Here is a 26,239-nt window from a genome sequence, read left to right on the forward strand (position 1 = left end):
CCGAGCGGGTGCCGCGGCCGCCCGCGTTCCCGGGCAGGCCCTAGGCTGCCGGGCATGCCCAGTGGTGACACCTCAGGACCGCTCGACCTCGGCCTGCTGCGGACCTTCCTCGCCGTGCACCGCTCCGGCTCCTTCACCGCCGCCGCCCGGCTGCTGCGGCTCTCCCAGCCGACCGTCACCGCACAGATCCGCACCCTGGAGCAGCAGCTCGGCAGGCCGCTGTTCGAACGGCTGCCGCGCGGGGTCACCGCCACCGCCGCGGCCGACGCCCTCGCCGCGGAGGTCGCCGCCCCGCTGGACGCCCTCGCCGCCGTCGCCGAACGCGGCAGCGCCGACCCCGGCGCCCCGGCCGAGCCCGTCCACCTCGCCGGGCCGGCCGAGTTCCTCGGCGTCTGCGCCATGCCCGCGCTCGCCCCGCTGATCGGCGCCGGACTGCGGCTGCGGGTCACCGCCGGACTCACCGACGACCTGCTCGCCGGACTGCGGGCCGGCCGCTACGACCTCGTCGTGGCCACCGCCCGGCCGCGCGGGCGGGCCCTGCACGCCGTCCCGCTCGCCGACGAGGAGTTCGTCCTCGTCGCCGGGCCCGACTGGGCCGCCCGGATCGGCGCAGGGCGGGTCGCCGCCGAGGGCCCCGCCGCACTGCGCGGCGTACCGCTGGTCACCTACGCCGAGGACCTGCCGATCGCCCGGCGCTACTGGCGGCACGTGTTCGGCACCCGGCTGACCGGACCGGCCGCGGCCGTGGTGCCCGACCTGCGCGGGGTGGCCGCCGCGGTGGCCGGCGGCGCCGGGTTCTCCGTCCTGCCGCGCTACCTGTGCGCGGCCGACCTCGCCTCGGGGGCACTGGTCGCACTGCACGAACCGGAGGACCCGCCGATCAACACCGCCTGGCTGGTCGGACGGGCCGGGGCCGCCGAACCGGCCGCCGTCGCACAGGTCCGTGCACGACTGCTGGCGGCGGCCCCGGCCTGGTGAGGGCGCCTGCGGCGGGCGTCAGAGGCCCAGTGCCGCCGGGTCCGCCGCCAGGGCGCGCATCGGCTCCCGGGCGTCCTCGACCAGCCGGCGGGCCGTCAGGTCGAGGAAGCCGCCCACTCCGGTGACCTCGGCGGCGAGGGTGCCGTCCGCCTTCACGACGGTCTGCTCGACACCGAAGGTCTTGCCGTCGCCCCACACGAAACGGCAGCTCACCGCCACCTCCTCGCCCGCCCGCAGCTCGCGCCGGTAGCGGACGGTCGTCTCCAGCACGACCGGGCCGACGCCCTTCGCCAGCAGGTCGGCCTGCCGGATGCCGGCGTGTTCGAGGTAGCACCAGCGGGCGTGCTCGGCGTACTGCAGGTAGACCGACTGGTTGAGGTGGCCCTGGGAGTCGGTCTCGTAGCCGCGGACGGTGATCGGAACACTGAATTCGGTCATGCCACGAACAGTACGGGCACGCCCGGCAGGGGCGCGGGGAACTGCGCGATCCGGGTGCGGCCGCACTTGCAGGATGGGCCAAGCAAAAACAGGGGCGCGGGGAACTGCGCGATCCGGATGTGGCTGCCCGCTACGAACCAGAGGTCGGCCCTGACAGCCCCCACACCCAACCCCGGACTGCGCAGTTCCCCGCGCCCCTGACTTGGCTCTACCTGATTCTCCAGAGCCAGCCGATCCCGGATTGCGCAGCTCTCCCCCAGCCTTCGGCCGGGAGGTGCCCCCACGCGCCCCTGGGGTGGTGCCCCTGACTCGGCCTCAGGGCTCCAGGTGGGTGGGGGCGAACATGCGGAGGAGGGCGGGGAGGACGACCACGGTGGGGCCGGGGGTGGCGAGGGCGGCGGTGAGGTCGGTGTGGAGGGTTTCGGGGGTGGTGGGGACGGCCGGGACGCCGAAGGACTCGGCGAGGCGGAGGAAGTCGGGGCGGGCGAGTTCGGTCGCGGTGGCCTCGCCGAAGGTGTCCGTCATGTACTCGCGGAGGATGCCGTAGCCCCCGTCGTCCACGATCAGCCAGGTGACGTCCAGGTCGTGCTGGCGGGCGGTGGCGAGTTCCGCGATCGAGTACATCGCGCCGCCGTCCCCGGAGACGGCGAGGACGGGCCGGCCCGGCAGGGCCGCCGCTGCGCCGAGCGCGGCGGGGAAGCCGTAGCCGAGGCCGCCGGCGCCCTGGGCGGAGTGCATGGCGCCGGGGCGCCGGGCGTCCCACGCGGACCAGGCCCAGTAGCCGAGGATGGTCATGTCGAAGAAGGCCGGGGAGTCGTCCGGCAGGGCGGCGCGGGCCGCGGCGAGGACCTGCTGTTCCAACTCCATTCCCTGGCCGTCGATCCGGGCCCGGACCTGCTTGAGCAGGTCGGCGGCGGCGGCCTCGGCGCGGCCGTCGGGCTCGCGCGCGGGGACGGAGTCGGCGAGGGCGGCGAGGGCGAGCCGGGCGTCGGCGTGGATGCCGAAGGCGGGGTGGTTGGACTCCAGCTTGCCGAGGTCGGCCTCGACCTGGATCAGCTGACCGCGTGGGGCGAAGGTGTGGTAGTTGCTGGAGAGTTCGCCGAGTCCGGAGCCGACGACGAGCAGTACGTCGGCGTTCTCCAGCAGGTCGGTGGTGTGCCGGTCCTCCAGCCAGGACTGCAGCGAGAGCGGGTGCTCCCAGGGGAAGGCGCCCTTGGCACCGAAGGTGCAGGCCACCGGCGCGCGCAACAGCTCGGCCAGGCGCAGCAGTTCGTCGGTCGCGCCGGCCCGGACGACCCCGCCGCCGGCGAGGATCACCGGGTTCTCGGCCTCGGCGAGCAGCACGGCGGCCTCGGCGACGAGTTCGGCCCGCGGGACGAGCGGGCGGGGTTCGGCGCGCAGGCCGGTGACCCGGGGCACGGTGGTCGGGGCGAGCAGGACGTCCTGCGGGATCTCCACCCAGACCGGCCCGTACGGGGCGGTGAGGGCGGACTCCCAGGCGGCGGCGAGGGCGGAGGGGATCTGCGAGGCGGTGCGCGCGGTGTGCACGGACTTCACCACGTCGCGGAAGCTGGCCTGCTGGTCGACGAGTTCGTGCAGGTAGCCGCGGCGGCGGCCGCCGAGGCCGGCGGAGGGGATCTGCGAGGAGACGGCGAGCACGGGGGCGGAGGCGGCGGCGGCCTCCTGGAGGGCGGCGAGCGAGGTGAGGGCGCCGGGGCCGGTGGAGAGGAACAGCGGGGCGACGGTGCCGGCGGTGCGGGCGTAGCCGTCGGCGGCGAAGCCGGCGTTGTTCTCCACCCGCAGGCCGACGTAGCGCAGCCGGGAGCGGCGCAGGGCGTCGAACAGGCCGAGGGCGTGCTGGCCGGGGAGGCCGAAGACGGTCTCGGCGCCGAGGTTGGCGAGGGATTCGACGACCAGGTCGCCGCCGTTGCGGACGTGGGTCATGCGCGCTCCTCGGCGATCCGGCGGGCCATCAGGGTGGTCAGCTCGTAGGCGGTGTGCGAGGCGGCCACGGAGGTGATCTCGGCGTGGTCGTAGGCGGGGGCGACCTCGACGAGGTCGGCGGAGACGATGTTGCAGCCGGCGAGTCCGCGGAGGATCTCCAGGAGTTCGCGGGAGGTGAGGCCGCCGGCCTCGGGGGTGCCGGTGCCGGGGGCGTGCGCCGGGTCGAGGACGTCGATGTCGATGGAGACGTACAGCGGGCGGTCGCCGATCCGCTCGCGGAGCTGCTGGGCGACCTCGTCGACGCCGCGGCGCATCACGTCGGCGGAGGTGACGATGCCGAAGCCGAGCTTCTCGTCGTCGGTGAGGTCCTGGCGGCCGTAGAGCGGGCCGCGGGTGCCGACGTGGCTGAGCGCGGAGGTGTCGAGGATGCCCTCCTCGACGGCGCGGCGGAACGGGGTGCCGTGGGTGTACTCGGCGCCGAAGTAGGTGTCCCAGGTGTCGAGGTGGGCGTCGAAGTGGAGCAGGGCGACCGGGCCGTGCTCGGCGGCGACGGCGCGCAGCAGCGGCAGGGCGATGGTGTGGTCGCCGCCGAGGGTCATCAGCCGGGCACCGGTGGCGAGCAGGTCGCGGGCGGCGGCCTCGACGGTGTCGACGGCCTCGTTGATGTTGAAGGGGTTCGCGGCGACGTCGCCGGCGTCGGCGACCTGGGCGAGGGCGAACGGCGAGGCGTCCTGCGCCGGGTTGTAGGGCCGCAGCAGGCGGCTGGCCTCGCGGATCGCGTTGCCGCCGAACCGCGCGCCCGGCCGGTAGGAGACCCCGGTGTCGAACGGGACGCCGACCACGGCGATGTCGGCGCGGCCGACCTCGTCCAGGCGGGGCAGCCGGGCGAAGGTGGCGGGGCCGGCGTAGCGCGGGACGCGGGACGAGTCGATCGGGCCGCGCGGTTCGGTGGTGCTCATGGATTCCTCGGGAGGGTCGGTGGGTGCGGTGGCGTGCCGTCAGGCGGCGGCGGGGACGGCCTCGGGCTCGGCCGGGGTACGGCCGTCGAGGCGGTCGCGCCAGCGCTCCAGCAGGCGGGCGTCGGTGGGCCGGGTGGCCAGGCTGACGGCCAGGTAGGCGACCAGGCTGGCGCCGAGGCCGTAGTAGATGGGCTCGTTGGCGAGGGTGCCCTTGAGCACCATGAGGGTGATCACGGTGACGCCGCCGGCGGTCATCGCGGCCAGCGCGCCCGGCAGGTTGCCGCGGCGCCAGACCAGGCCGCCGAGGATCGGCACGAGCAGGCCGCCGACCAGCAGGTTGTAGGCGACGGTGAGGGCCGCGAGGACGTCGTCGAGCAGGCAGGCCAGGCCGATGGAGATCGCGCCCAGGACGATGATCGCCAGCCGGTTGGAGCCGACCTCGTCGTGGTCGTCGCCCTGCGGGCGGACCTTGCCGCCGCGGGTGCGCAGCCACTGCCAGATGTCGTTGTTGGCGACGGTGGCGGAGGCGATCAGGGCGCCGCTGGCGGTGGACATCATCGCGGAGAGCGCGGCGGCCAGCACCAGCCCCTTCACACCGGTCGGCAGGGTGGTCTTCACGATGGTCGCGAAGGCGCTGTCGGCGCCGACGAGCTGCGGGTGCAGCGCCTTGGTGGCCATGCCGATGACGGCGCCGGCGAGCCCGTAGACCAGGCAGTAGACGCCGGCCACGGTGCCGCCGTAGGAGGCGACCCTGTCGGTGCGGGCGGTGAACACCCGCTGCCAGATGTCCTGGCCGATCAGCATGCCGAAGGTGTAGATCAGCACGAAGGTGAGGATCGACTCGCCGCCGATGGAGCCGAAGGAGAAGTAGCCGTCGGGCAGCTTGTCGGCCATGGCGCTCCAGCCGCCGGCCTTGACGACGGCGATCGGCAGCAGCAGCACCAGCACGCCGATCGACTTCACCACGAACTGCACCATGTCGGTGAGGGTGATCGACCACATGCCGCCGAGGGCGGAGTAGCCGACGACGATGGTGCCGCCGATCACCACGGCCGCCCAGCGGGGCACGTCGAAGAGCACGTCGAAGACGGTGGCGTAGGCGATCGTGGAGGTGACGGCCAGCATCAGGGTGTAGACCCACATCACCACGCCGGAGATGACGCTCGCGGCGTCGCCGTAGCGCAGCGAGAGCATCTCGGCGACGGTGTAGACCTTCAGCCGGGCGATCCGGGCGGAGAAGAAGGCGCTCAGGGCGAGCAGGCCGAGGCCGATCGCGAAGACCATCCAGGCGCCGGACAGGCCGTAGGTGTAGCCGAGGCGGACGCCGCCGATGGTGGAGGCGCCGCCGAGCACGACGGCGGCCATCGTCCCGGTGTACATCAGCGGGCCGAGGCGGCGGCCGGCGACCAGGAAGTCGCTCTTGGAGCGGGCGCGCCGCCTGCCCCACCAGCCGACGGCGACGATGCCCGCCAGGTAGCAGGTCATCACGACGTAGTCGATGGCCATGTGGTCCTCCGATCCGGCCGCCGCGCTGCGGGTGCGGGGCCGGGGTGCTCGTGGGGGACGGCTGCCGCGGCCGGAAGGGGGCCTGCCGCGGCGCCGGAGGGGGGACGGGTACGGGCACCGACCGCCCGACGGCGTCCTCGGCCCGTGCTGAAACGGTACGAGCAGCGCCGGGGCGGTTGAAGTGTCGGATCCGTCCATTCTCTATGCTCTGGATGGAGGAAGTGTCCATCAGAGGGAGGCCGGGCATGTCCGCACCGCCCGTCCCGGCGGCCCCGCGCGCGCCCGAGCCGGGGACGCCCGCCCTGCCGCTGCGGGTGCTGCTCGGCGCCCCGGGCCTCGGCCTGGAGCAGATCGCGGGGCCCCGTGACGACCGGCTGATCGGCACCATCGGCACCACCGAGCTGCCCGACCCGGCGCCGTACCTGTCCGGCGGCGAACTGCTGCTGACCGCGGGCGTCCGCTTCCCGCCGACCGCGGAGGCCGTGGACGCGTACGTGCGCAGCGTCGCCGCGGCCGGGATCGCGGCGCTCGGCTTCGGCATCGCCCCCGTCCACGACGAGGTGCCGGCGGTGCTCGTCGAGACCTGCGAGCGGCATGCGCTGCCGCTGGTGCGGGTGCCGCCGGCGACGCCGTTCGTCGCGGTCAACCGGGCCGCGTACGCGTTCATGGCCGAGGCCCGCAACCGCGACCTGCGGCTGGTCTCCGAGGCGCAGTCCGCCCTCGCCTCCGCCGCGGCCCGGCCGGACGCGCTGCAGGCCGTGCTGCACCAGCTGGCCGTGCGCACCGGCTCCTGGACGGTGCTGCTGGACGCCGCCGGACAGGAGCTCTTCGCCGCCGGGGAGCGCCCCGCCGCGCCGGCGCCGCGGCAGGTGCGGGAGCTGGCCGCCCGCACCACGGCCCGGCTCGCCGGCCGGCCCGGCCGGACGGCGCCCCCGACGGCCGCCGCCGAGCACCTCGAAGGACGCCACCTCACCGTTCACACCCTGCCCGGCGGCCTCGCCCTCGGCATCGCCGCGGACACCCCGCCCAGCAGCGTCCACCGCTCGGTCACCGGCGTCGCCGCCGTCCTGCTCGCCCTGCTCACCAGCCCCCGGCCCGCCCTCGGCGCCGACACCCGCGGTTCCGGCGCCCTCGTCCGGCTGCTGCTCGGCGCAGCCCCGGCCGAGGTCGCCGCCCTGCTGCAACCGGACGGCGCCGCGGACGGCCGCTGGATCGTCGTCGCCGGACGGCGCACCCGGCCCGGACGCGGGGACGACCCCGTCCAGGTCGCGGCGCTCGGCACCGCCCTCGGCACGCCCTACCTGGACGTCACCGGCAACGAACTGCGGGCCCTCGTCCCCGGGCCCGCCGCGCCCGATCCGGCCGCCGCCGTCCGGCTGGGCTGGACGCTCGGCTTCAGCACCCCCACCGGGCCGGACGGGCTCGGGAACGCGGCCGTGCACGCCGACCGCGCCCTGCGACGGGCGCTGGCGGGCGGCCGGGGCGCCGCGCAGCAGCGCGACGAAGCCCTGAGCATGCACGCCCTGGTCGCCGAGGACGAGGCCCGCGCCCACGCCCGGGCCCTGCTGGCGCCGCTCGCGGAGGCGGGCGCCCCCGGACCGGACGTCCTGCGGGAGACCCTCACCGCCTGGCTCGCCCACCACGGCAGCTGGGACCGCACCGCCGCCGCCCTCGAACTCCACCGCAACACCGTCCGCCAGCGCATCGCCCGCACCGCCGACCTCCTCGCCGCCGACCTCAACGACCCCGACGTCCGCATGGAGCTGTGGTTCGCCCTCCGCCGGCTCCCGCCGACGGACCACCGGGCCTGAATCCGGCCCGCTAACCGAGGGAGACCGTCAGGATCCAGGCGACGGGCAGGGCGAGGATGCCGAGGGCGACGGCGCCGAACAGGGCGACGAGCCAGCCGAAGAAGTAGTTCTCGCCGTTGCGGAGGCGTCCCCGGCGGGCGGAGGTGAGCAGCCAGTGACCGGGCACACCGAGGGTGGCTGCCGTCCAGCCGGCGTAGGTGACGTAGTGGGCGGCGGTGGACGGCAAGGGCTCGAAGACGTCGCGGCCGACGAGCCGGACGTCGCGCCGGGTGCCCGGCCGGTGGTCGCCGGCGGCGGAGCGGAGCAGCACCGAGGGAACAGCCGCCGCACCGGTGGACGAGGACGCGGCGAACGGCGTGTACGTGCCCCGGCAGTGGGTGTCGTTGCCCTCCAGTTCCTCGAAGCATCCGGCGACCACGAAGGTGCCGGTCGCCCCCGCGACACCGGTCAGCGCGGCCAGCCGGGCGCCGAACAGCAGCCAGACGACCGCCAGGCAGCCGCCGAGCCAGAGCACGGCGAAGCCGCCGGCCAGCCGCCAGGACCACGTCCGGTCCGTCCACCCCATGCGGCGCCCCCGCCACTCGACCACCCGTTCACCTGTTCGACCCGGGCCCTACCCGGTGCAGGCGCCACGGAACCGCGCGGCTTCCCGCAGGGGCACGGTCGGCGGCGGTCGGCGGCGGTCAGTGCCGATCGGTGAAGGAGCCGTGGCGGCCGGCTCCCTTGGCGAAGCGGGCGGCTCCCTCGCCGGCCTCGGGCAGGGACCGCAGGCCGTGCCGGAGTTCGTTGTCGAGGGCGTCGTGCTCGCTCAGCCCGTCCTGTTCGAGGAGGGAGAGCCGGTCCTCGCGCATGCAGGTCTGCGGGAAGCGGGCGATCTCGGCGGCGAGCCGTTCGGCGGCCTGCCGGGAGGTGCCGCGGGGGACGACCCGGTCGACCAGCCCGATGCTCTTGGCCTCCCCGGCGTCGACCGGGCGGCCGGTGAGGACGAGGTCCATGGCGCGGCCGGCGCCGATCAGCCGGGGCAGCCGGACGGTGCCTCCGTCGATCAGGGGGACGCCCCAGCGGCGGCAGAACACGCCGAAGACGGCGTCCTCCTCGGCGACCCGCAGGTCGCACCAGAGGGCGAGTTCGAGGCCGCCCGCGACGGCGTGGCCGGAGACGGCGGCGATGACGGGCTTGGAGAGCCGCATCCGGGTGGGGCCCATCGGCCCGTCGCCCTCGGGGGCGACCCGGTTCCCGTCGGCGGTGCCGAAGGCCTTGAGGTCGGCGCCGGCGGAGAAGGTGCCGCCCTCGCCCCACAGGACGGCGACGGAGGCCTCGGGGTCGGCGTCGAAGGAGCGGAAGGCCTCGGCGAGGGCTTCGGCGGTGGGTCCGTCGACGGCGTTGCGGCTCTCGGGGCGTGAGAGCACGACGGTGGTCACCGGTCCGCTGCGTTCGGTGCGTACGGGCATCTGTGCCGGTCCTCCTCGCTGCCGCGGCCACCGCCGACCGGTGGACGGACCCCATCGAACCAGAACGGCGCCGTCCCGACGAGGCCGCCGCGCGGCGGGGTCCGGCGGGCCCACTGACAGGCGCTCATACTATGATCTGCCGCCGGGGATTGGGTGGCACACGATCCGGCGGCCGCACCGCCGGGGCCGTCCGACCCGACGGGGACAGCGCGGACGGGAAGCCGTCCGACGGGGGAAGGACCGCCATGTCAGGCAGCCACTACAAAGTGTCGCCCGAACAACTCGACCGGCTCGCCAAGGAGTGGCAGGCCCAGGCCGAACGCCTGGAACGCGTCGCGGCCAAGGTCGACGCGCTCTCGGGCAAGTTCCGCACCGCCGAGATCGAGACCCTGATCACCGGCGGCGTGCTCTCCACCGGCATCGTGCTCGCCGCCGAACAGGCCGCCCAGGACGCCGGGCAGAGCGCCGCCGCCACCGCGAAGGCGATGCACCAGGACGCGGCCGGGATCCGGCACTGCGCCGACAACTACCGCGAGGCCGAGGAGCACGCCGGCAAGCAGCTGCCCGGCGGCGGCCACCACACCCCGCCCAAGTCGCCCGGCAAGCCCGGCGGCAGCGGCGGACACCACGGCGGCGGACACCAGGGCGGCAGCGGCGGCCACGACGGCGGCGGCAGCGGCGGGCACCACCCGATGCCCTCCTCGCCGAACCCGCACGGCAAGATCCCGATGTCCGACGTCGACTACAGCGGCGCCGGCTCGTGGAAGAGCGGCCGGGCCGCCTGCGAGGACTACGTCAACCAGGCGCTCGACACCATGGGCATCAAGGACCCGCAGGCCCGGGCCAACTGGATGCGCGGCCTGCTCACCATGACCCAGCGCGAGTCCTCGTACAACGACTCGCACTGGCTGGTGAACAAGACCGACAGCAACGCCTGGGGCCCGACCCAGGCGGACGGCGCGCCGCTGCACTCCTCGCGCGGCCCCTGGCAGTGCATCCCGGACACCTTCGCCGCCTACCACCAGCCGGGCACCTCCACCAAGATCTACGACCCGGTGGCCAGCGCGTGCGCCTCCATGAACTACATGATGGCGCGCTACCACGTCTCACCGGACGGCCACGACCTGGCCGCCAAGGTCGCCCAGGCCAACCCGAACCACGGCCCGCAGGGCTACTGACCGTCCGTGCCGGCCCGCACGGCCGGCCGTCGAAACCAGGAAGAGCCACCTCACCGTGTCCCGACACACCACGGCGCTGCGCGCCGCCACCGCCGTCTCCGCCGCCGTCCTCGCCGTCGGCGTGCTGACCGCCTGCGACCCGGCCGAGCCGGCCGCCGCGCCGAGCACCGCCGCCGCGAGCCAGGCCGCGCCGTCCGCGGCCGACCCCTCGCCCGCCGGGGACGCCGCCTCCGCGGCCGCCTCCCCCAGCGCCAAGGCCGGCGCTGCCACCGGCCCGGCCGTCAACGGCGTTCCCGCCTCCGCCTGGATGAAGGGCAACGACCTGCCGCTGAACTCCGCCTACCACTGGCCCGCGCAGGCCGGGAAGGCCAAGGCGGTCAAGAACGGCGAGCCGTTCGCCTTCGAGACGCTCTGCGACTCGGCCCGCTCCTCGGACCTCGCCGGCCTCGGCACCGGCGCCGACGGCGCGCAGTCGCTGCTGAGCGGCGGCACCGACGAGTGGCAGGTCCAGCAGACGGTCGTCCACTTCAAGGGCACCTCCAGCGGGGCCGTGCAGTCCGCCGGTGCGCTGCTGCGCGCCCTGACCGCGGAGGTCAAGGCCTGCGCCCCGGACGGCGCCACCCCCAGCGTGAAGGTCACCGCCGAGGACCCGGCGTACCTGGCCGCCACCATCACCCTCAAGCAGGGCAGCGGCGGCATCACCGTCCACGAGTACCTGACGACCACCTCGACCACGGTCGCCGAGCTGACCGTCTACGGCCCCTACGGCACCAAGAAGCCCAAGGCCGCCTGGACGGTCAAGGACGACACCGCCGTCCTGCGCCTGCTGGGGGCGCCGCTCTGCGACGCCTTCAAGAACTGCTGATCGAGCGCCTACCGAACATCCGTCAGTACACGTCGCGGACGTAGCGCTTGTCCGCGGCCAGCTGCTTGACGTACGCGGCCGCGCCCTCCTCGCTCAGCCCGCCCTGGGCGGCGACGATCTCGTGGAGGGCGCGGTCGACGTCCTTGGCCATCCGGCCGGCGTCGCCGCAGACGTACAGGTGGGCGCCCGCCTCCAGCCACGTCCACAGCCGCGAGCCGTGCTCGCGCATCCGGTCCTGCACGTAGACCTTGTTCCGCTGGTCGCGGGAGAAGGCCAGGTCCAGCCGGGAGAGCACGCCCGCCTCGCCGAGGGCGGCCAGCTCGTCCTCGTAGTAGAAGTCGGTGGCGCGCCGCTGCTCGCCGAAGAACAGCCAGTTGCCGGCATGGTCGCCACGGGCCCGCCGCTCGTCCAGGAAGCCCTTGAAGGGCGCGACGCCGGTGCCGGGGCCGATCATCACGGCGGGCACCGCCGGGTCGGCGGGCGGGCGGAAGTGCGGCGAGCGCTGCACGAAGATCCGCACCGGGGTGTCGGGGGCCGCGTCCGCCAGGAAGCTGGAGGCCACCCCCTTGCGGCGGCGTCCGGCGGGATTGTCGAACCGTACGACGGAGACCGTGAGTTGGACCTTCGCCGGGTCGACCAGCGGGCTGGAGGAGATCGAGTAGAGCCGCGGCTGCAGCTTCTTCAGCACGTCCACCCACTCCTGGGAGGTGGCCTTCACCGGGTGCTCGGCCACCAGGTCGATCGCCTGCCGGCCCCAACTCCACTTCGCCAGTTCGTCCTTGTTGTCGGGGCGGAGCAGTTTGCGGAGCAGTCGGCCGTCGGCCGTCCGCTCGGCGGCGAAGCGGAGCAGGTCGGTGGTGATCCGGGTCAGGTCGAGGTGCCGGTGCAGCGCCTCGGAGAGCGTCGTCCGGCCGACGCCGGCGAGTTCGACCTCGGTGTCGGGGTGCTGGCCGGTCGCCTCCAGCCACTCCACCACCAGCTCGGGGCAGTTGACCGGCCAGACGCCGAGCGCGTCGCCGGCCTCGTACTCCAGGGCGCCGCTCGCACCGAGGTCGAAGGTGAACTGGCGGACCTCCTTGGCGGCGCCGGGCAGGCTGAGCAGCCGGTTGCCGGTGAGGGTGGCGGTGAACGGTTCGGCCTTGGTGGGTCTGCGCGGGGCGGCCGGCGCCGGGGCGGGCTCCGCGGTGAGCGCGGTCAGCACCTGCTCCAGCCAGCCGGCGGCGGCCTCCTCGTAGTCCGGTTCGCAGTCGACGCGGGGCAGCAGGCGGACGCCGCCGAGTTCGGCGAGGCGCTCGTCGAGGCGGGGGCCGTGGCCGCAGAAGTCGTGGTAGCTGGAGTCGCCGAGGGCGAGCACCGCGTACCGCAGGTCGGGGAGGCGGGCCGCGTCGCCGTCGGCCAGTTGCCGCCAGAAGTCGGCGCCGTTGTCGGGGGCGTCGCCGTCGCCGAAGGTGCTGGTGACCACGAGCAGGTCGGTGTCGGCGGTCAGGGCGCCGGGGGCGCAGTCCGTCATGGGCAGGACGGTCGCGCTGCGGCCGGCCTCGGCGAGCCGGGCGGCGGCGCCGGTGGCGATCTCCTCGGCGTTGCCGGTCTGCGAGGCGTACAGGACGACCACCCGGCGGCCGGGCGCCTCGGCGGCGGGCCCGGCGGCCGGCGCGGGGCCGGGGGCGGGCAGGGCGGAGCGGGAGAACATCCCGGCGAGCACGCCGTCCACCCACAGCGCGTGCGCCGGGTCGAAGGGCGCGTCGGCCGGCAGCACCGGCACCGCGCCGGCCGGGGCGGTGGCGCCGAGGCCCGCCAAGTACCCGGCGAGGTAGCGGCGTTCGTGGTCGGCGAAGGCGGGCGGGGCGGCCAGGTCGGTGAGCGCGAAGAGCCGGGTGAGGGCCGCGACCGCGGTACCGCCCTCGGCGGCGGCCGCGGTGAGGGCGGGCCCGGGGGCGGCGACGGCGGCCGGGGCCGGGTCGGCGACGGCGGCGACCCGGGTGAGCGAGACCGCGCAGGCCTTGAACTCGGGCTGGAAGGAGACCGGGTCGACGGCGTCGTTGGTGACGGCGTTGATCCCCAGGTACTCGCCGAACATGTCGTTCCAGTGGAAGGGCGCGAAGCAGGTGCCGGGCAGCACCCGGTCGGTGACCACCACGGGCAGCACGGCCCGGCCGCGCCGGGAGGCGACCTCCAGCCGGTCCCCGTCGGCGGCCCGCAGCGCGGCGGCGTCCACCGGGTGGATCTCCACGAACGGGCCCGGGTTCAGCTTGTTCAGCTTGGCGACCTTGCCGGTCTTGGTGAGGGTGTGCCACTGGTGCTGCACCCGGCCGGTGTTGAGCACGAACGGGTAGTCGTCGTCGGGCAGTTCGGCGGGCGGCAGGTGCGGCCGGGCGTAGAACCGGGCCCGGCCGGACTCGGTGGGGAAGGCGAGCCGCGGCCGGGAGCCGTCCTCGCGGACCAGCGGCTGCTGGCTGACGCCGTCGTTGAGGTACCGCACCGGGTTGCGGTCCGGGCCGCCGGGGGCGCACGGCCACTGCGCGGGGCCCTCCCGCAGCCGGTCGTAGGTCACGCCGCGCAGGTCCCAGCCGGTCGTCGGGTTCCAGGCCTGCTTGAGCTCCTCGAAGACCTCCTCGGCGGAGGCGTAGCCGAAGGCTTCGGCGTAGCCCATGGCGCAGGCGACGTCGGCGATCAGCCGCCAGTCGGGCCGGGCCCCGCCGGGGGCGTCCACCACGCCCGGGACGAGGGTGAGGTTGCGCTCGGAGTTGACCATGACGCCGTCGGACTCGGCCCAGAGCGTGGCGGGCAGCACCACGTCCGCGTAGGCGTTGGTCTCGGTCTCGGCGAACACGTCCTGGGTGATGACGAGTTCGGCCGCCTCCAGGCCCTCGATGACGGTGCGCCGGTTGGCCACCGAGGCGACCGGGTTGGTGCAGATGATCCAGCAGGCCTTGATCTCGCCCTCGGCCATCCGCTCGAACATCTCCACGGTGCCGGCGCCGGCCTCGGCGCGCAGGCTGCCCCGCTCGATGCCCCAGAGGTCCTCCGTGAAGGCCCGTTCCGCCTCGACCAGGGCGGAGCGCTGGCCCGGCAGTCCGGGGCCCATGTAGCCCATCTCGCGGCCGCCCATGGCGTTGGGCTGGCCGGTCAGCGAGAACGGTCCGCTGCCGGGGCGGCAGATGGCGCCGGTGGCCAGGTGCAGGTTGACCAGGGCGTTGGTGTTCCAGGTGCCGTGGGTGGACTGGTTGAGGCCCATCGTCCAGCAGCTCGTCCACTCCCCCGCGGTGCCGATCCACTCGGCGGCCTGCCGCAGGTCGGCCTCGGCGAGGCCGGTCAGCTCGGCGACGGCGGCGGGCGGGTAGTCGGCGAGGAAGTCGGGCAGTTGCTCCCAGCCCTCGGTGTGCTCGGCGATGAACGCCTCGTCGATGTGGCCGCCGGCGACCAGCAGGTGCAGCAGGCCGTTGAGCAGCGCCAGGTCGGTGCCGGGGCGGACCTGCAGGAAGAGGTCGGCCTTCTCGGCGGTGGCGGTGCGGCGCGGGTCGACGACGACGAGCTTCGCGCCGGCCTTGACCCGTTCCATCATGCGCAGGAAGAGGATCGGGTGGCAGTCCGCCATGTTGGAGCCGATGACCAGGAAGAGGTCGGCGCGCTCGAAGTCCTCGTACGAGCCGGGCGGGCCGTCGGCGCCGAGCGAGAGCTTGTAGCCGGAGCCCGCGCTGGCCATGCACAGGCGGGAGTTGGACTCGATCCGGGAGGTCCGTACGAAGCCCTTGGCCAGCTTGTTCGCCAAGTACTGCGCCTCCAGGGACATCTGGCCCGAGACGTAGAACGCCAGGGCGTCCGGCCCGTGTTCGTCGACGATGGCGCGCAGCCGTCCGGCGACGGCGGCGACGACCGCGTCCACGTCGGCCTCGGCCGGCTCCTCGCCGCGGCCGGTGCGGACGAGGGCGGTGCCGAGCCGGCCGGGCGCGGCCATCAGGTCGGCGTGGGTGGCGCCCTTGGTGCAGAGCCGGCCGGCGTTCGCCGGGTGGGCCGGGTCGCCGGAGGCCTTGACCACCCTCCGGCGGCCGTCGGCCTCCCGGGCCACGTCGAGGACGATGCCGCAGCCGACCCCGCAGTACGAGCAGGCCGTCCTCACCCGGCTGGTCTCCTGTTGCGGCGTCGGCACCGTCACGGCTGCCCCTCTCGTGGCCGCCGGTCCGGGCCCCGCCCGCGGTGGCGGGGTCCCGCCGACCGGCCCGGTGGGACGCTCCCACCTGTGTCCAACGTAGGAAGGCCCTGTTGCGCGGAGGTGTCGTGCGGGGTTCCCCGGCCGTTACGCCTGCCGCACGGATGGTACCTCCGGGTGTGAGGCCCCGGGGGCGGATCACGCAGGCCCGTCCGGGGTCACTCCGCGGGGGTGAGTTCGGCCATCTCGCCCCAGCCGTCGACCGGCGCCTCGACGTAGATGATCTGCGGCTTGGCCGCGATGGCCTGCGGCAGTTCGGCCATGGCGGCCTTGAAGTGGTCGGAGTTCACGTGGGCGGCCCCGGCCTCGGCGTCCGCGAAGGCCTCCAGCAGGACGTACACCTGGGGGTCGTCGACGCTGCGGGACCACTCGAAGAAGATGTTGCCCGGCTCCTCGCGGGTGGCCCGGGTGAACGCGTCGACCCGCGCCATCCAGCTGTCGGCGTACTCGCGGCGGGCGGTGAACTTGACGTTGATCAGGATCACGACTGGCTCCTCAACGGTGTTGTGGTGGTGGGGTGGTGACGGCCGCTCAGCCGAACTGCCGGGCGGCGCGGGTCAGGACGTCGCCGATCCGGCCGCGGGCGGCCCGGTGGGCGGTGGGCAGCGAGACGGAGAGCGCCCGGGCGGGGCCGCCGCCGGCGGGCGGCAGCGGCACGGCCAGGCACATCCAGTCGGGGTCGTACTCGCCGACCGAGACCGCCAGGCCGAGTCGGCGGACGAGGCCGAGTTCGGCCTCCAGCCGGTCGGGGTCGGTGATGGTGTGCTCGGTGAACCGCGGCAGGCCGTGCTCGGCCAGGTAGCGGCGGCGGGCCGGTCGGGAGAGCGCGGCGAGCAGCACCTTGCCGTGGGCGGTGGCGTGCGCGTGCGGCTCGGTGCCGGCCTCGAAGGGGTCGCCGTCGGCCGCGGGCGGCCCGGTGCTCTCGACCACGGCGATCCGGCCGTCCCGGCAGGTGCTGTAGTACGCGGGGGTGCCGGCCGCGCGGGCCACCCGCAGCAGCAGGTCGCGGACGTCGGGCTCGGTGGGCTCCCGCCGCCGGTACGCCCGGTGCAGGGCGGGGATCCGCGGGCCGAGCACGTAGCCGCCGCGGGTGCGGGCGAGGTGGCCGCGGGCGGTGAGCGGGCCGAGCAGGGTGTAGACGGTGGAGAGCGAGCAGCCGAGCCGGGCGGCGAGGTCGCGGGCGGCGACCGGGCCGGGTGCGTCGGCGACGGCGTCCAGCAGGTCGAGCGCCCGGTCGAGCGACTGCGGGCCGGGTGCGGCGGCGGCGATGGCGGGGCTCCTCTCGGCGCGGGGCCCGTACGGGCCGGTCGCCCTACAGCCTGCCCGAGGCCGGGCCCGCCGCCCAAACCCGCCGCACGGTCATTCCGGCGGTGCCGGAAAGTGCGTGCCGCCGGCGCCGAGGCGTGTCTTCCACGGCGCGTGCGTGCCCTGCAGGGGCGCGTTGGGGCACCCGGCCGAAGGCTGGGGGAGACTGCGCGATCGGGCTGCGGGCGGCCTTTCGGACCAGCGGTGATCCGAGTTCGCCAGGAACACCGCTCCCGGACTGCGCAGTTCTCCCCCGGCCTTCGGCCGGGAGGTGCCCCTACGCGCCCCTGGATCGACCACCGCGTTTCCCGGGAGGACGCGCCCCGCGGGCCGTCAGGCCGCGACGTCCTCGCGGTCCTCGCCGTCCTCGTCCTCCGCCTCCTCGCCGCCCGGCCCCTTGCCTCGGACGTGGGCGGGCAGCGCCGTGGTGCAGAGGAAGCCGATCAGGGCGATGCCGCCGCTGGCGAGGACGGCGACCTTGAGTCCCGTGATCTGGGCGTCCCGGTAGTTGTCGACGATGGCGTCCGCCTCCGCGGGCGGGATCGAGGTCTGCGCCAGGGCGTCGGCGACGCCGTCCGCGGGGACGAAGGTGAGGCCGGCCTCGATCCGGGTGCCGGCCTGCCGGGCCACCTCGTCGGAGATCCTCGGGTCGTTCTTGATCAGGTTGCCCAGCGAGGCGGCGAGCGCACCGATCAGGATCGCACCGATCAGTGCGGTGCCGAGCGAGGAGCCGAGGTTCTGGGCGGTGTACTGGAGTCCGCCGGCCTCGCTGCGGTCGGCGGCGCCGACGCTGGACTGCACGACGTTGCCGAGCTGCGAGGCGAGCATGCCCATCCCGAGGCCCATCACCGCCATGGCGAGGGCGAACGAGAGGTCGTTCAGCTCGGGGTCGATGGTGGCGAGCAGCCAGACGATGGAGGCGAGCAGCACCAGGAACCCGGCCCGGACGATGGTGCGCGGTGAGGCGATCCGCAGCAGCAGCGAGCCGCTCATCGAGGCGACCAGCATGGTGATGGACACCGGCAGCAGCCGCAGGCCCGTCTCGAAGGCGTCCTCGCCCAGCACCACCTGCAGGTAGAGCGGGATCACGAAGAACAGGCCGAGCAGGATGGTGTTCTGGTTGAACAGGGTGACCAGACCGGAGCGCAGCGACCGGACGCGGAACAGGCCGAGGTGCACCAGGGTCGGCTTCTCCGCCCTCTCCCGGCCGAGTTCCCAGCGGGCGAAGAGGAACAGCAGCAGGCCGCCGAGGGTGATCACGAAGAGGGTCGGCGAGAAGCCGAACACGGTGAACGGCGGGTTCCGCGGCTCCAGCCAGCCCCAGCTGCTGCTCTGCAGCACCGCGAGGACGACCAGGGCGAGCCCGGCCGCGGAGAGCGCGACCGCCACCAGGTCGATCTTCGGCCGCTCCTTCGGCGGTTCCTCGGCCGGGATCCAGCCGATCAGGCAGAGCATCGCGGCCACCAGGACGACCTCGCCGGCGAAGACCAGCCGCCAGGTGAGGTAGGTGGTGACCCAGCCGCCGAGCAGCGGGCCGACGGCGATGCCGGCGCCGGCGAGGCCGCCGATCACGCCGTAGGCGACGGCCCGGTCGCGGCCCCGGTAGGCGCCGGCGACCAGGGCCGCGAGGGCCGGCAGCACCAGGGCGGCGCCGAGCCCCTCGATCACGGACCAGCCGAGCGCGAGCACCCACAGCTTCGGGGCGATCGCGGTGAGGCCGGAGCCGACCGCGTAGACGACCAAGCCGATCACGAAGGTGCGGCGGCGGCCGTACATGTCGCCGATCTTGCCGCCGGTGAGCATGAAGGCGGCCATCACCAGGGTGTAGAGGGTGATGACCCCCTGGATCGCGGTGACCTCGGTGTCGAAGTCCTCGACGAGCTGACTGATCGACACGTTCATCACCGACGCGTCCAGCACCATGAGGAACTGGCCCGTGCCGAGGACGATCAGCGGCTTCCACCGGTTCACCGCGCCTCCAGGGGGTTTGACAGCGAGTCGGTCAGCCGTTGAGGATCCGGGCCTTCTGCGCCTCGAACTCGGCCTCGGTGAGGATGCCCTGCTCCTTGAGCGTGGCGAGTTCCTTGAGCTGGTCGATCTTGCTGTCCATGCTGACCGGGGCGGCGGCCGGCGGCGCGGGCGGCGGCGGTGCCTGCTGGTAGACCACCTGCTGCGGGGGCGGGGCCTGCTGGGCCTCCTGATCGGCCCACCGGCCGGCCTGCCGCCGGGACACGCGGTTGGACACCGCCGTGGCGGTGCCCGCGACCACGGCGGTGCGGGCGACTCCTCGGATCAGTCCGGGCATGGTTCTCTCCTTCGGTCTTCCGGTACCGGCGGGTGGCCGGTCACTCCTCGGACTCGAGCGCGTCCAGCGCGGCGACGAGGTCCGGCAGCGGGATGCGGCCGCTCGCCACCAGCTGGGCGCCGCCGCGGCGCAGGGCGGCGGCGAACGGCGCGGCCCACAGGTTCTCGTAGACGATCAGGCCGGCCGAGTTGCCGGGCTCCAGGGCGGCGGCGGCCTCGTCGAGGTCCTCCGAGCCGAGCAGGCCGGAGGCCGCACCCTCGAAGACCGCGAGGTCGAGTTCGCCGTCGCCGGTCATGTCGGCGATCTCCAGCCCGACGACGGAGCCGTCGAGCTCCTTCTTCATGAACATCAGGTCGATGATCCGGACGATGCCCCGGTCGACCAGGTCGACGAGCAGCGGCAGGCCCTCCCCGGTCATCTTGCTGCCGGGGAACTCGATCACCACGTAGTCGATCGGGCCCATCTCGTTGATTTCGTCGGTCACTTCGGGCTCCTCGGGTGCGGGTGCGGGTGGGGGCTCAGGGGGCCGGCGGCCCGGGCTCCGGGCGGCCGCCGTAGGCGATCAGCGCGTACAGGGCGATCACGTCGATGGCGATGACCAGCACGGACCAGACCGGGTACGACGGGATGAAGGCCATCTGGGCGAAGGCGTTGAGGACGAGGACGGCCACGCCGAACCAGCGGGCGAGCTGGTTGCGGGCGAGGACGCCGGCCGCGGCGAAGCCCTGCGCGACGGCGAGGGCGAGCATCGCCCAGCCCCAGGCGCGCAGGTCGCCGAAGACGAAGCGGGCGTCGCCGACGAACACCTTGGACTGCGCGATCGCCGCGATGCCGTCGAGGCCGTTGAACAGGGCGAGGACGCCCAGCATGACGGCGGCGAACATCCGCATGGACTCGCCCTGCTGCGTCGCCCGCGGCGGCGTCGGGCGGAAGCTTCCGGCGGGATAGGGTGCGGTCGCCATCGAGACCTCCGTGTCGGGTGTCCTGGACAGTCCCCCAGATCAGGGTGCGGTCAAGCGGGCGGCTCCGCACCACCCGGCGCGGGTGACCGGCCGCCCCGGCGGTCACCCTCCGTGCGTTGCGGCCGCCCGGGGGTGTACCGATGATTGAAGCCGGGACGACGTGTGCACCCGGCGCGCGCCCTGGACTCCGGTGGTCGCCATGCCAGACAGCTCAGGAAATCGGCGGCCGGCCGCCGTCGGCGCACCGGCCCCGGCACCCGCTCCCCCCGTTGCTCCGAACGGCGACCCCGTGCTGGCCGCCCGTTTCGCCGCGCCGCCCGTCCCCCGCACCTTCGTCCGCCGCGAACGGCTCGCCGAACGGCTCACCGCGGGGCTGCAGCGGCCGCTCGTCCTGGTCAACGGCCCGGCCGGGGCCGGCAAGACCCTGCTGGTCGCGGACTGGGCGGCGCGGGCCGCCCTGCCCGGGCCGGTCGTCTGGCTCACCCTGGAACGCGGCGACGAGGCACCCGGGGTGTTCTGGGCGCAGCTGCTCGCCGCACTGCGGCACGGCGGCATCCCGCTCCCCGCGGACGTGGCCGGCCCCGCCCGGGCGGCCGAGGTGGACCTCGCCCTGCCGGACCGGCTGGCCGCCGGACTGAACGGGCGCGGCTCCCCGGTCGTCCTGGTGCTGGACGAGTTCGAGCACGTCACCTCCCCGGCGGTCGCCGAGGCGCTGGACGGACTGCTGCGGCACGCGGCGGGCGGGCTGCGGCTGGTCCTGATCAGCCGGGACGAGCCGCTGCTGCCGCTGCACCGCTACCGGGCCGCCGACGCGGTCGCCGAGATCCGCGGCACCGACCTCGCCTTCACCGCCGAGGAGACCGGTGTCCTGCTCACCCGGCACGGACTGGCCCTCTCCGAGGAGGGCGTGCAGGCGCTGACCCGCCGGACGGAGGGCTGGGCGGCGGGCCTGCGGCTGTGCGCACTGGCCACCGAGAACACCGACGACCCGGAGGGCTGCCTGCGCGAGTTCGAGGCCGGCAACAGCACCGTCGCGGACTTCCTGCTCGCCGAGGTGCTGCAGGCCCAACCCGCGGAGACCCAGGACCTGCTGCTGCGCACCAGCATTCTGGAGCGCACCCACACCGGGCTGGCGGACGCCCTGACCGGCCGGCAGGACGCCGCCCGGATCCTGGAGGAGCTGCGGCACGCCAACGCCTTCGTCACCCCGCTCGGGCACGCCTGGTACCGGCAGCACACGCTGTTCGCCGAGATCCTCCGGGTGCACCTGCGCGCCCGGTACCCGGGCCTGGAACAGGAGCTGCACCGGCGGGCCGCGCACTGGCTGCACGACGCCGGGCGGCTCGCCGACGCGCTGCCGCACGCCGCGGCGGCCGGGGACTGGGAGACGGCGGCCGGCTGGCTGGTCGACGACCTGGCGGTCGGTCAGCTGCTGGCCGGCCTGGACGCCGCCCGGCTGGGCGCGCTGTTCGCCCGCATGCCGGAGCAGGCCGACGGGCCGGCCGTGGCGCTCGTCCGGGCCGCCCGGGCGCTCGCCCGGTGGGACGTCGACCGCGGGCTGGCCCACCTCGGCCGGGCCGACGAACTCGCCCCGCCCGGCACCGGCAGCGCCGCCGCGCGGCTGAGCGGCGCCGTGCTGCGCGTGCTGGCGGCGCGGCTGCTCGGCTCGGCGGACATGGCGGAGAACGCCGCGGAGAGCGCGGCCGAGCTGGAGCACGAGGTGCCGGAGGAACGGCTGCGGGCGCACCCGGAGCTGAAGGCCCTGCTGCTGGCCGGGCTCGGCTCCGCCCAGCTGTGGGAGGGCCGGTTCGACGCGGCGCGGGCCGGACTGGCGGCGGCGGCCGAGGCCGCGGGCGGCGGCGCCCAGGCGGCCGTCCGGCACGAGTCGCTGGGGCGGCTGGCGCTGATCGACCTGCTGCTCGGCTCACCGGGCCGGGCGGAGGCACACGCCGTGGAGGCGATCGCGGAGGCCGCCCGGTGCGGGCTGCCGCCCTCGGCGCACAGCGGCGTCGGCCACCTGGTGCTGGCGGAGATCGCCTTCGACCGGGACGACCTGGCCGTCGCCCGGACGGCGCTGGAGCGGGCCGAGGCCGGGTCGGGCGCCCGCCACGACCCGCTGCTGGTGGTCGGCCTGGCGGTGCTCAAGGCGAAGCTGCTGCTGAACTCCGGGGACGCCCGCGGCGCACTGCTGACGCTGGCCGCGGCGGAGCGCCCGGCGCCGGCCGACAAGCCCTCGCCCTGGGCGCGCGAGCGGATCGCGCTCGGGCAGTGCGCCGCGCAGTTGGCGGCCGGTGACCCGGTGGCCGCGCTGCGGGTGCTGTCCGCCGCCGGCGAGGGGCCGGAGCCGGCCGTCGCCGCCGCGCAGGCGCACCTGGCCGCGAACGATCCGCGGGCCGCGCTGGCGGCGCTCGACGCGGTGCCCGCCCGCGCGGTGCGGCCGGCCGTCGCCGTCCGGGCGCAGCTGGTCCGGGCCCGGGCCGCGTCGGCGTTCGGGGATCCGGCGGCGGCCCACCGGCTGCTGGCGCAGGCGCTGGCCGTGGCCCGCCCGGACCGGCTGCGCCGCCCGTTCCGGGAGGCCGGCCCGTGGGTGCGGCGGCTGCTGCAGGAGCGCCCGGCCCTGGCCCACGCGCACGGCTGGCTGCCCCGGGACCTGGTCGCCGGACTCCCCCGTCCGGGTGACGCACCGGCGCCCGCCCCGGTGGTGGAGCAGCTGAGCGAGCGCGAGCACGACGTGCTCGTCCGGGTGGCGCAGCTGATGTCGACCGACGAGATCGCCGCCGACCTGCACCTGTCGGTGAACACCGTGAAGACGCACCTGAAGAGCATCAACCGCAAGCTGTGCGCCACCCGCCGCGGCGAGGCGGTGCGCCGGGCCCGGCAGTTGCACCTGCTCTGAGCGGGCCGTCCCACCCCGGCCGGGTGATGACCCGACCGGCCGTACCGGGGACGGTGGAGCAGGGGGTCCGAGGCCGTGGGGTACCGAGGGAGCGTGTGCCCATGCACTACGAGATCCGGGTCGCCGGGACGATGTCGGAGACGATGCTCTCCGAGGGGTTCCCCGAGCTCGACAGCTACGTCGTCCCCAGCCAGACGGTCCTGTACGGCCAGGTGGTCGACGAGGCGCACCTGTACGGCCTGCTGGCCCGCTTCCGGGCGCTCGGCCTGCGGGTGGTGGAGTTCCGGCAGCTGCCGGACTGAGGGGAGAGTCCGGCAGCTGGCGGACTGAGGGGAGAGTCCGGCAGCTGGCGGACTGAGGGCAGGGTCCGGCGATTGCCGGACCCTGCGCCGCGCGCACGGTGCGCACGAGGGCGCCGGACCGCAGTGGCGGTCCGGCGCCCCTTCGGGTCCGGGCGGTCAGGCCAGGACCTTCGCCTTGGCCTGCTGGTACTCCGCTTCGGTGATCGCGCCGCTCTTCTGCAGATCGGCGAGCTTGGCGAGTTCGTCGACGTGACTGGACGGTGCCGGGCCGGAGCCGGCCGCGGCCTCTTGGACGTAGGAGCGGAAGTCCTGCTCGGCCTGCATCCGCATCCGCATCTCGCGTTCGCCCATGCCCCGGCCGCGGGCGATCAGGTAGACGAACACGCCGAGGAAGGGGATCAGGATCAGGAAGATGCACCAGCCGGCCTTGCCCCAGCCGCCGACCGAGTCGTCCCGGAAGAGGTCACCGAAGATCCGGAACAACAGGAAGAACCAGAGGATCCAGAGGAAGAACCAGAGCATGGTCCAGAAGATGTTGAGCAGCGGGTAGTCGTTCACCGTGCGTCTCCCGTCTCGGGCGGCCTGCCTGCCCCGGGGGGTGCGGCAGGCGGGGTACTCCGGATCAACCGTCCCCGGAGCGGGGTGCGCCCGCACCACCCGGCGCGGGTGATCTCCGCCGGCCGGGGCGGCGGGAGACTGGGGCTCCGGGCGCCCCGTGCGCCGGCTCCGCCGAACGAGGGAGCACACCATGACCGCACCCTCCCGTCCCGCCCCCACGGACCCGCAGGACCTGCTGACCGGGCTCGGCAGGTCGTGGCTCTGGCCGCTGTCCTTCGGAGTACTGACCCTGGTGGCGGGCATCGTGATGCTCGCCTGGCCCGAGGAGACCACCCGAGTGGTCGCGATCATCATCGGCCTGCAGTTGCTGGTGGCCGGGGCGGTCCGCTTCGTCACCGCCTTCACCCACGAGGACGGCACCGGCGGCCGGGTGCTGCACGTGCTGATCGCCCTGCTGTCGGTGGTGGCCGGTGTGCTGGTGCTGCGGCACCAGCTGCAGACCGTCGGATTCCTGGCGATCGTGGTCGGCCTCTACTGGCTGCTGGCCGGGATCGTGACGCTGTTCGTGGCGATCTCCACCAAGTCGATGCCGGGCCGCGGGCTCGCGGTCTTCCTGGGCGCGATCGGGGTGATCGCGGGCATCGTGGTGCTCGCCTACCCGGTCGAGTCCGCCGTCGCGCTGGCCAGGCTGCTCGGGCTGTGGCTGCTGCTGCTCGGCCTGATCGAGATCGGCGGTGCCTTCGTGCTCCGCTCGGCCGTGCGCCGGACGGAGGTGCAGATGCGGTGAGGCACTGCCGGGCGGGACGGCGCACCGACGGCCGTCCCGCCCGGTCGTACCGGGCCCGGTGCCGTCAGCGCGTCCGGCGGGCGGCCAGCAGGGCGCCGTCCAGCGGGAGTTCGGCGACACCGGTGAGCTCGAAGCCGGCCTCGGCGAACAGCCTGCCGTAGTGCTCGGCGGTGCGCTCGCGGCCGCCGACGTTGCACAGCATGTGGACGTCCCAGGGCACCGCGAGGGACGGGCCGGCGTCCTCCTCGGCGGGCAGCAGCCGTTCCACCACCAGGAGTTCGGCGTGCTCGGGCACCGCCTCGGCGAGCCGGCGCAGGATCGCCAGGCACTGCCGGTCGTCCCAGTCGTGCAGCACCCGGGAGAGCAGGTAGACGTCGCCTCCGGCGGGCACCTCCTCGGTGAAGTCGCCGGCCACCAGGCGGCAGCGGTCGGCGCAGCCGGCCTTCGTCAGCGTCTCCCGGGCGGCCTCCACCACGTGCGGCCGCTCCAGCAGCACGCCCTCCAGGTGCGGGTGGGCGGCGAGCACCCCGGAGATCAGCGCGCCGTTGCCGCCGGCGACGTCGACCACGACGCGGGCGGCGCCGAAGTCGACGAGTTCGGCGATCGGGTCGAACATCTGGGTACTGGCGGCCATCGACCGGTCGAACAGGTCGGCGAGCTGCGAGTCAGCCGCGAAGTGGGCGAAGTGGTGGGCGCCGTAGGTGTGTTCGAAGGCGTCCCGGCCGGTGCGGACGGCGTATCCGAGGGCGCCGAAGGAGCGGTAGAAGGGGCCGCCGTAGAGCAGGGCGAGCGGGTGCAGCGACCGGTCCGCGTCGGTGCGCAGCAGCCGTCCGGGCTCGGTGGGGCGGTGCGAGCCGGTGCCGTCGGGGGCGAACACGCCGAGCTCGGTGAGGTAGCGCAGCAGCCGCCGCAGCCGGTCGGGGTGGGTGCCGGTGAGCTCGGCGAGCCGCTCGGTGGTCGGCCGCGGGGCGGTGTCGAGGTGGTCGGCGAGCCGCAGTTCGGCGGCGACCGCGACGGCCTGGGTGGCCCAGGCGCCGGTCATCAGGTGCAGCAGCCGGTCGGCAGGGCGGTCGCCGGTGCTGCCGTGGGCGGCGAGGACGCCCGCGTGGTGGCCGGAGGTGTTGAGTTCCAGCCGCCGGTGGCCCGACTCCGCGCCGGTGCGGAAGTAGAGGACGGTGGTGTCCTCGTGGGCGTTGTGCCCGCCGCCGTCGGCGGTGGTGCGGCCGCGGTCCAGCAGGGTGGCGCGCAGCCCGGCGAGCACGACCGGGTCGGGCGTGGTCACCTCCAGCGCGAGGTGCGCCTCGTGGTCGTGGGCGCGCTCGCCGGCGGCGAGGGTGTCGAGGCCGGAGCCGGGCGGGACGGCGAGCGCGAAGATCTCGATCTCGCAGGGGCTGCCGTCGGCCGCGGTCACCGGGGCGCGCAGGATGCCGACCTCCAGGCTGTCGGCGCTGCGCCCGTAGCGGCGGGCGAGCCGCGCGCGGACGACCGTGCTGGGGGCGATCGGGCCCGCCTCCAGCCCTTCCGCCAGGAGCAGGGCGTGCAGGTCGCCGAGCGAGTGCGGGAACACCAGGACGGCGGCGTGGGTGAAGCGGCTGTGCGCGGCGACGGCGTCCCGTTCGGCGGGCGCCAGGCCGGGCAGCAGGTCGGCGAGGACGGTGCCGGTGTCGTTGGCCGCGACGAAGGCGGCGGCCCGGCGGATGCGGTCGAGGTCGTGCGGATGCAGGCGCGGCTGTGCCGCGCCGGGCGGGTTGCCCATGCGGTTGTCTCCCCCGTGGAGCGGGTTTCGT

22 protein-coding genes and 1 pseudogene are annotated in these 26,239 nt (G+C 75.0%); 7 read left to right on the forward strand and 16 right to left on the reverse strand.

Annotation, left to right across the window (positions count from 1 at the left end; translation table 11 throughout):
- Positions 1–54 precede the first annotated feature (54 nt).
- Entirely contained in the window at positions 55–978 is a 924-nt protein-coding gene (locus ABD353_RS15400; RefSeq protein WP_344624149.1) for a LysR family transcriptional regulator, read from the forward strand.
- Between the two features lie 18 nt (positions 979–996).
- Here the strand turns inward: ABD353_RS15400 and ABD353_RS15405 are convergent, their stop codons facing one another.
- From ABD353_RS15405 to ABD353_RS15420, 4 genes are all read right to left on the reverse strand, one after another.
- Entirely contained in the window at positions 997–1,416 is a 420-nt protein-coding gene (locus ABD353_RS15405; RefSeq protein WP_344624150.1) for an acyl-CoA thioesterase, read from the reverse strand.
- A 315-nt stretch (positions 1,417–1,731) separates the two neighbouring features.
- On the reverse strand, positions 1,732–3,360 hold the full coding sequence (locus tag ABD353_RS15410; protein WP_344624151.1) for a thiamine pyrophosphate-binding protein: 1,629 nt from the start codon (positions 3,358–3,360) through the stop codon (positions 1,732–1,734).
- On the reverse strand, positions 3,357–4,319 hold the full coding sequence (gene speB, locus ABD353_RS15415; RefSeq protein WP_344624152.1) for an agmatinase: 963 nt from the start codon (positions 4,317–4,319) through the stop codon (positions 3,357–3,359). The genes ABD353_RS15410 and speB overlap by 4 nt, the downstream gene beginning before the upstream one ends.
- 39 nt (positions 4,320–4,358) lie before the next feature.
- Positions 4,359–5,825 (reverse strand): sodium:solute symporter family protein, encoded by a 1,467-nt coding sequence (locus ABD353_RS15420; RefSeq protein ID WP_344624153.1) that lies wholly within the window; start codon positions 5,823–5,825, stop codon positions 4,359–4,361.
- Positions 5,826–6,070: 245 nt separating this feature from the next.
- On the opposite strand from ABD353_RS15420, the gene ABD353_RS15425 reads away from it, so the two are divergent.
- Positions 6,071–7,636 (forward strand): PucR family transcriptional regulator ligand-binding domain-containing protein, encoded by a 1,566-nt coding sequence (locus tag ABD353_RS15425; protein WP_344624154.1) that lies wholly within the window; start codon positions 6,071–6,073, stop codon positions 7,634–7,636.
- A gap of 10 nt (positions 7,637–7,646) precedes the next feature.
- Here ABD353_RS15425 and ABD353_RS15430 read toward each other — a convergent pair whose 3' ends face one another.
- Complete coding sequence (locus tag ABD353_RS15430; RefSeq protein ID WP_344624155.1) at positions 7,647–8,201, reverse strand: hypothetical protein; 555 nt, start codon at positions 8,199–8,201, stop codon at positions 7,647–7,649.
- A 118-nt stretch (positions 8,202–8,319) separates the two neighbouring features.
- Positions 8,320–9,087, reverse strand: a complete 768-nt coding sequence (locus ABD353_RS15435) for a crotonase/enoyl-CoA hydratase family protein (RefSeq protein ID WP_344624156.1) — start codon at positions 9,085–9,087, stop codon at positions 8,320–8,322.
- 245 nt (positions 9,088–9,332) lie between these two features.
- On the opposite strand from ABD353_RS15435, the gene ABD353_RS15440 reads away from it, so the two are divergent.
- Positions 9,333–10,265 (forward strand): hypothetical protein, encoded by a 933-nt coding sequence (locus ABD353_RS15440; RefSeq protein ID WP_344624157.1) that lies wholly within the window; start codon positions 9,333–9,335, stop codon positions 10,263–10,265.
- Positions 10,266–10,320: 55 nt separating this feature from the next.
- Positions 10,321–11,130, forward strand: coding sequence for a hypothetical protein (locus tag ABD353_RS15445; protein ID WP_344624158.1), 810 nt, complete (start codon positions 10,321–10,323; stop codon positions 11,128–11,130).
- A gap of 22 nt (positions 11,131–11,152) precedes the next feature.
- Here ABD353_RS15445 and ABD353_RS15450 read toward each other — a convergent pair whose 3' ends face one another.
- The 8 genes and pseudogenes from ABD353_RS15450 to ABD353_RS15485 form a co-directional block, all read right to left on the reverse strand.
- Positions 11,153–15,283 carry a bifunctional nitrate reductase/sulfite reductase flavoprotein subunit alpha gene (locus ABD353_RS15450; protein ID WP_344624159.1) on the reverse strand — a complete coding sequence of 1,377 codons (4,131 nt, stop codon included), beginning with the start codon at positions 15,281–15,283 and terminating at the stop codon, positions 11,153–11,155.
- A 212-nt stretch (positions 15,284–15,495) separates the two neighbouring features.
- The gene (locus ABD353_RS15455; RefSeq protein ID WP_344624160.1) at positions 15,496–15,822 is read right to left on the reverse strand and encodes a putative quinol monooxygenase; all 327 of its coding nucleotides are present in this window, start codon (positions 15,820–15,822) and stop codon (positions 15,496–15,498) included.
- 46 nt (positions 15,823–15,868) lie between these two features.
- A complete protein-coding gene (locus ABD353_RS15460; protein WP_344624161.1) occupies positions 15,869–16,414 on the reverse strand; it encodes an IclR family transcriptional regulator in 546 nt (181 codons plus the stop codon).
- 75 nt (positions 16,415–16,489) lie between these two features.
- A pseudogene (locus ABD353_RS15465) lies at positions 16,490–16,606 on the reverse strand (helix-turn-helix domain-containing protein); the annotation flags it as partial.
- Between the two features lie 369 nt (positions 16,607–16,975).
- Positions 16,976–18,613, reverse strand: coding sequence for an MFS transporter (locus ABD353_RS15470; protein WP_344624162.1), 1,638 nt, complete (start codon positions 18,611–18,613; stop codon positions 16,976–16,978).
- A 31-nt stretch (positions 18,614–18,644) separates the two neighbouring features.
- Positions 18,645–18,947, reverse strand: a complete 303-nt coding sequence (locus tag ABD353_RS15475; protein WP_030276446.1) for an SHOCT domain-containing protein — start codon at positions 18,945–18,947, stop codon at positions 18,645–18,647.
- 40 nt (positions 18,948–18,987) lie between these two features.
- The gene (locus ABD353_RS15480) at positions 18,988–19,410 is read right to left on the reverse strand and encodes a DUF6325 family protein (RefSeq protein ID WP_043176011.1); all 423 of its coding nucleotides are present in this window, start codon (positions 19,408–19,410) and stop codon (positions 18,988–18,990) included.
- A 55-nt stretch (positions 19,411–19,465) separates the two neighbouring features.
- Entirely contained in the window at positions 19,466–19,909 is a 444-nt protein-coding gene (locus tag ABD353_RS15485; RefSeq protein WP_344624163.1) for a DUF7144 family membrane protein, read from the reverse strand.
- A 289-nt stretch (positions 19,910–20,198) separates the two neighbouring features.
- Here ABD353_RS15485 and ABD353_RS15490 point away from each other — a divergent pair, with 289 nt between their 5' ends.
- Positions 20,199–22,805, forward strand: coding sequence for a winged helix-turn-helix domain-containing protein (locus tag ABD353_RS15490; RefSeq protein WP_344624164.1), 2,607 nt, complete (start codon positions 20,199–20,201; stop codon positions 22,803–22,805).
- Positions 22,806–22,906: 101 nt separating this feature from the next.
- Positions 22,907–23,107 (forward strand): hypothetical protein, encoded by a 201-nt coding sequence (locus ABD353_RS15495; RefSeq protein WP_263102957.1) that lies wholly within the window; start codon positions 22,907–22,909, stop codon positions 23,105–23,107.
- 156 nt (positions 23,108–23,263) lie between these two features.
- On the opposite strand, the gene ABD353_RS15500 is transcribed toward ABD353_RS15495, so the two are convergent.
- Positions 23,264–23,665, reverse strand: a complete 402-nt coding sequence (locus ABD353_RS15500; RefSeq protein ID WP_344624165.1) for an SHOCT domain-containing protein — start codon at positions 23,663–23,665, stop codon at positions 23,264–23,266.
- A 190-nt stretch (positions 23,666–23,855) separates the two neighbouring features.
- On the opposite strand from ABD353_RS15500, the gene ABD353_RS15505 reads away from it, so the two are divergent.
- On the forward strand, positions 23,856–24,452 hold the full coding sequence (locus ABD353_RS15505) for an HdeD family acid-resistance protein (protein ID WP_344624166.1): 597 nt from the start codon (positions 23,856–23,858) through the stop codon (positions 24,450–24,452).
- A gap of 64 nt (positions 24,453–24,516) precedes the next feature.
- On the opposite strand, the gene ABD353_RS15510 is transcribed toward ABD353_RS15505, so the two are convergent.
- Entirely contained in the window at positions 24,517–26,208 is a 1,692-nt protein-coding gene (locus tag ABD353_RS15510; protein WP_344624167.1) for a methyltransferase, read from the reverse strand.
- Positions 26,209–26,239: the final 31 nt, after the last annotated feature.

It is taken from the genome of Kitasatospora arboriphila (genome assembly GCF_039528095.1).
In the GTDB taxonomy this organism is placed as follows: domain Bacteria; phylum Actinomycetota; class Actinomycetes; order Streptomycetales; family Streptomycetaceae; genus Kitasatospora; species Kitasatospora arboriphila.

What these genes read in the sequence shown, in the direction of transcription:
- ABD353_RS15510 (WP_344624167.1), bottom strand. Translation starts at nt 26,208, where the DNA reads ATGGGCAACCCGCCCGGCGCGGCACAGCCGCGCCTGCATCCGCACGAC.
- ABD353_RS15410 (WP_344624151.1), bottom strand. Translation starts at nt 3,360, where the DNA reads ATGACCCACGTCCGCAACGGCGGCGACCTGGTCGTCGAATCCCTCGCC.
- ABD353_RS15480 (WP_043176011.1), bottom strand. Translation starts at nt 19,410, where the DNA reads ATGGGCCCGATCGACTACGTGGTGATCGAGTTCCCCGGCAGCAAGATG.
- ABD353_RS15420 (WP_344624153.1), bottom strand. Translation starts at nt 5,825, where the DNA reads ATGGCCATCGACTACGTCGTGATGACCTGCTACCTGGCGGGCATCGTC.
- ABD353_RS15495 (WP_263102957.1), top strand. Translation starts at nt 22,907, where the DNA reads ATGCACTACGAGATCCGGGTCGCCGGGACGATGTCGGAGACGATGCTC.
- ABD353_RS15405 (WP_344624150.1), bottom strand. Translation starts at nt 1,416, where the DNA reads ATGACCGAATTCAGTGTTCCGATCACCGTCCGCGGCTACGAGACCGAC.
- speB (WP_344624152.1), bottom strand. Translation starts at nt 4,319, where the DNA reads ATGAGCACCACCGAACCGCGCGGCCCGATCGACTCGTCCCGCGTCCCG.
- ABD353_RS15400 (WP_344624149.1), top strand. Translation starts at nt 55, where the DNA reads ATGCCCAGTGGTGACACCTCAGGACCGCTCGACCTCGGCCTGCTGCGG.
- ABD353_RS15505 (WP_344624166.1), top strand. Translation starts at nt 23,856, where the DNA reads ATGACCGCACCCTCCCGTCCCGCCCCCACGGACCCGCAGGACCTGCTG.
- ABD353_RS15440 (WP_344624157.1), top strand. Translation starts at nt 9,333, where the DNA reads ATGTCAGGCAGCCACTACAAAGTGTCGCCCGAACAACTCGACCGGCTC.
- ABD353_RS15475 (WP_030276446.1), bottom strand. Translation starts at nt 18,947, where the DNA reads ATGCCCGGACTGATCCGAGGAGTCGCCCGCACCGCCGTGGTCGCGGGC.
- ABD353_RS15435 (WP_344624156.1), bottom strand. Translation starts at nt 9,087, where the DNA reads ATGCCCGTACGCACCGAACGCAGCGGACCGGTGACCACCGTCGTGCTC.
- ABD353_RS15425 (WP_344624154.1), top strand. Translation starts at nt 6,071, where the DNA reads ATGTCCGCACCGCCCGTCCCGGCGGCCCCGCGCGCGCCCGAGCCGGGG.
- ABD353_RS15430 (WP_344624155.1), bottom strand. Translation starts at nt 8,201, where the DNA reads ATGGGGTGGACGGACCGGACGTGGTCCTGGCGGCTGGCCGGCGGCTTC.
- ABD353_RS15485 (WP_344624163.1), bottom strand. Translation starts at nt 19,909, where the DNA reads ATGGCGACCGCACCCTATCCCGCCGGAAGCTTCCGCCCGACGCCGCCG.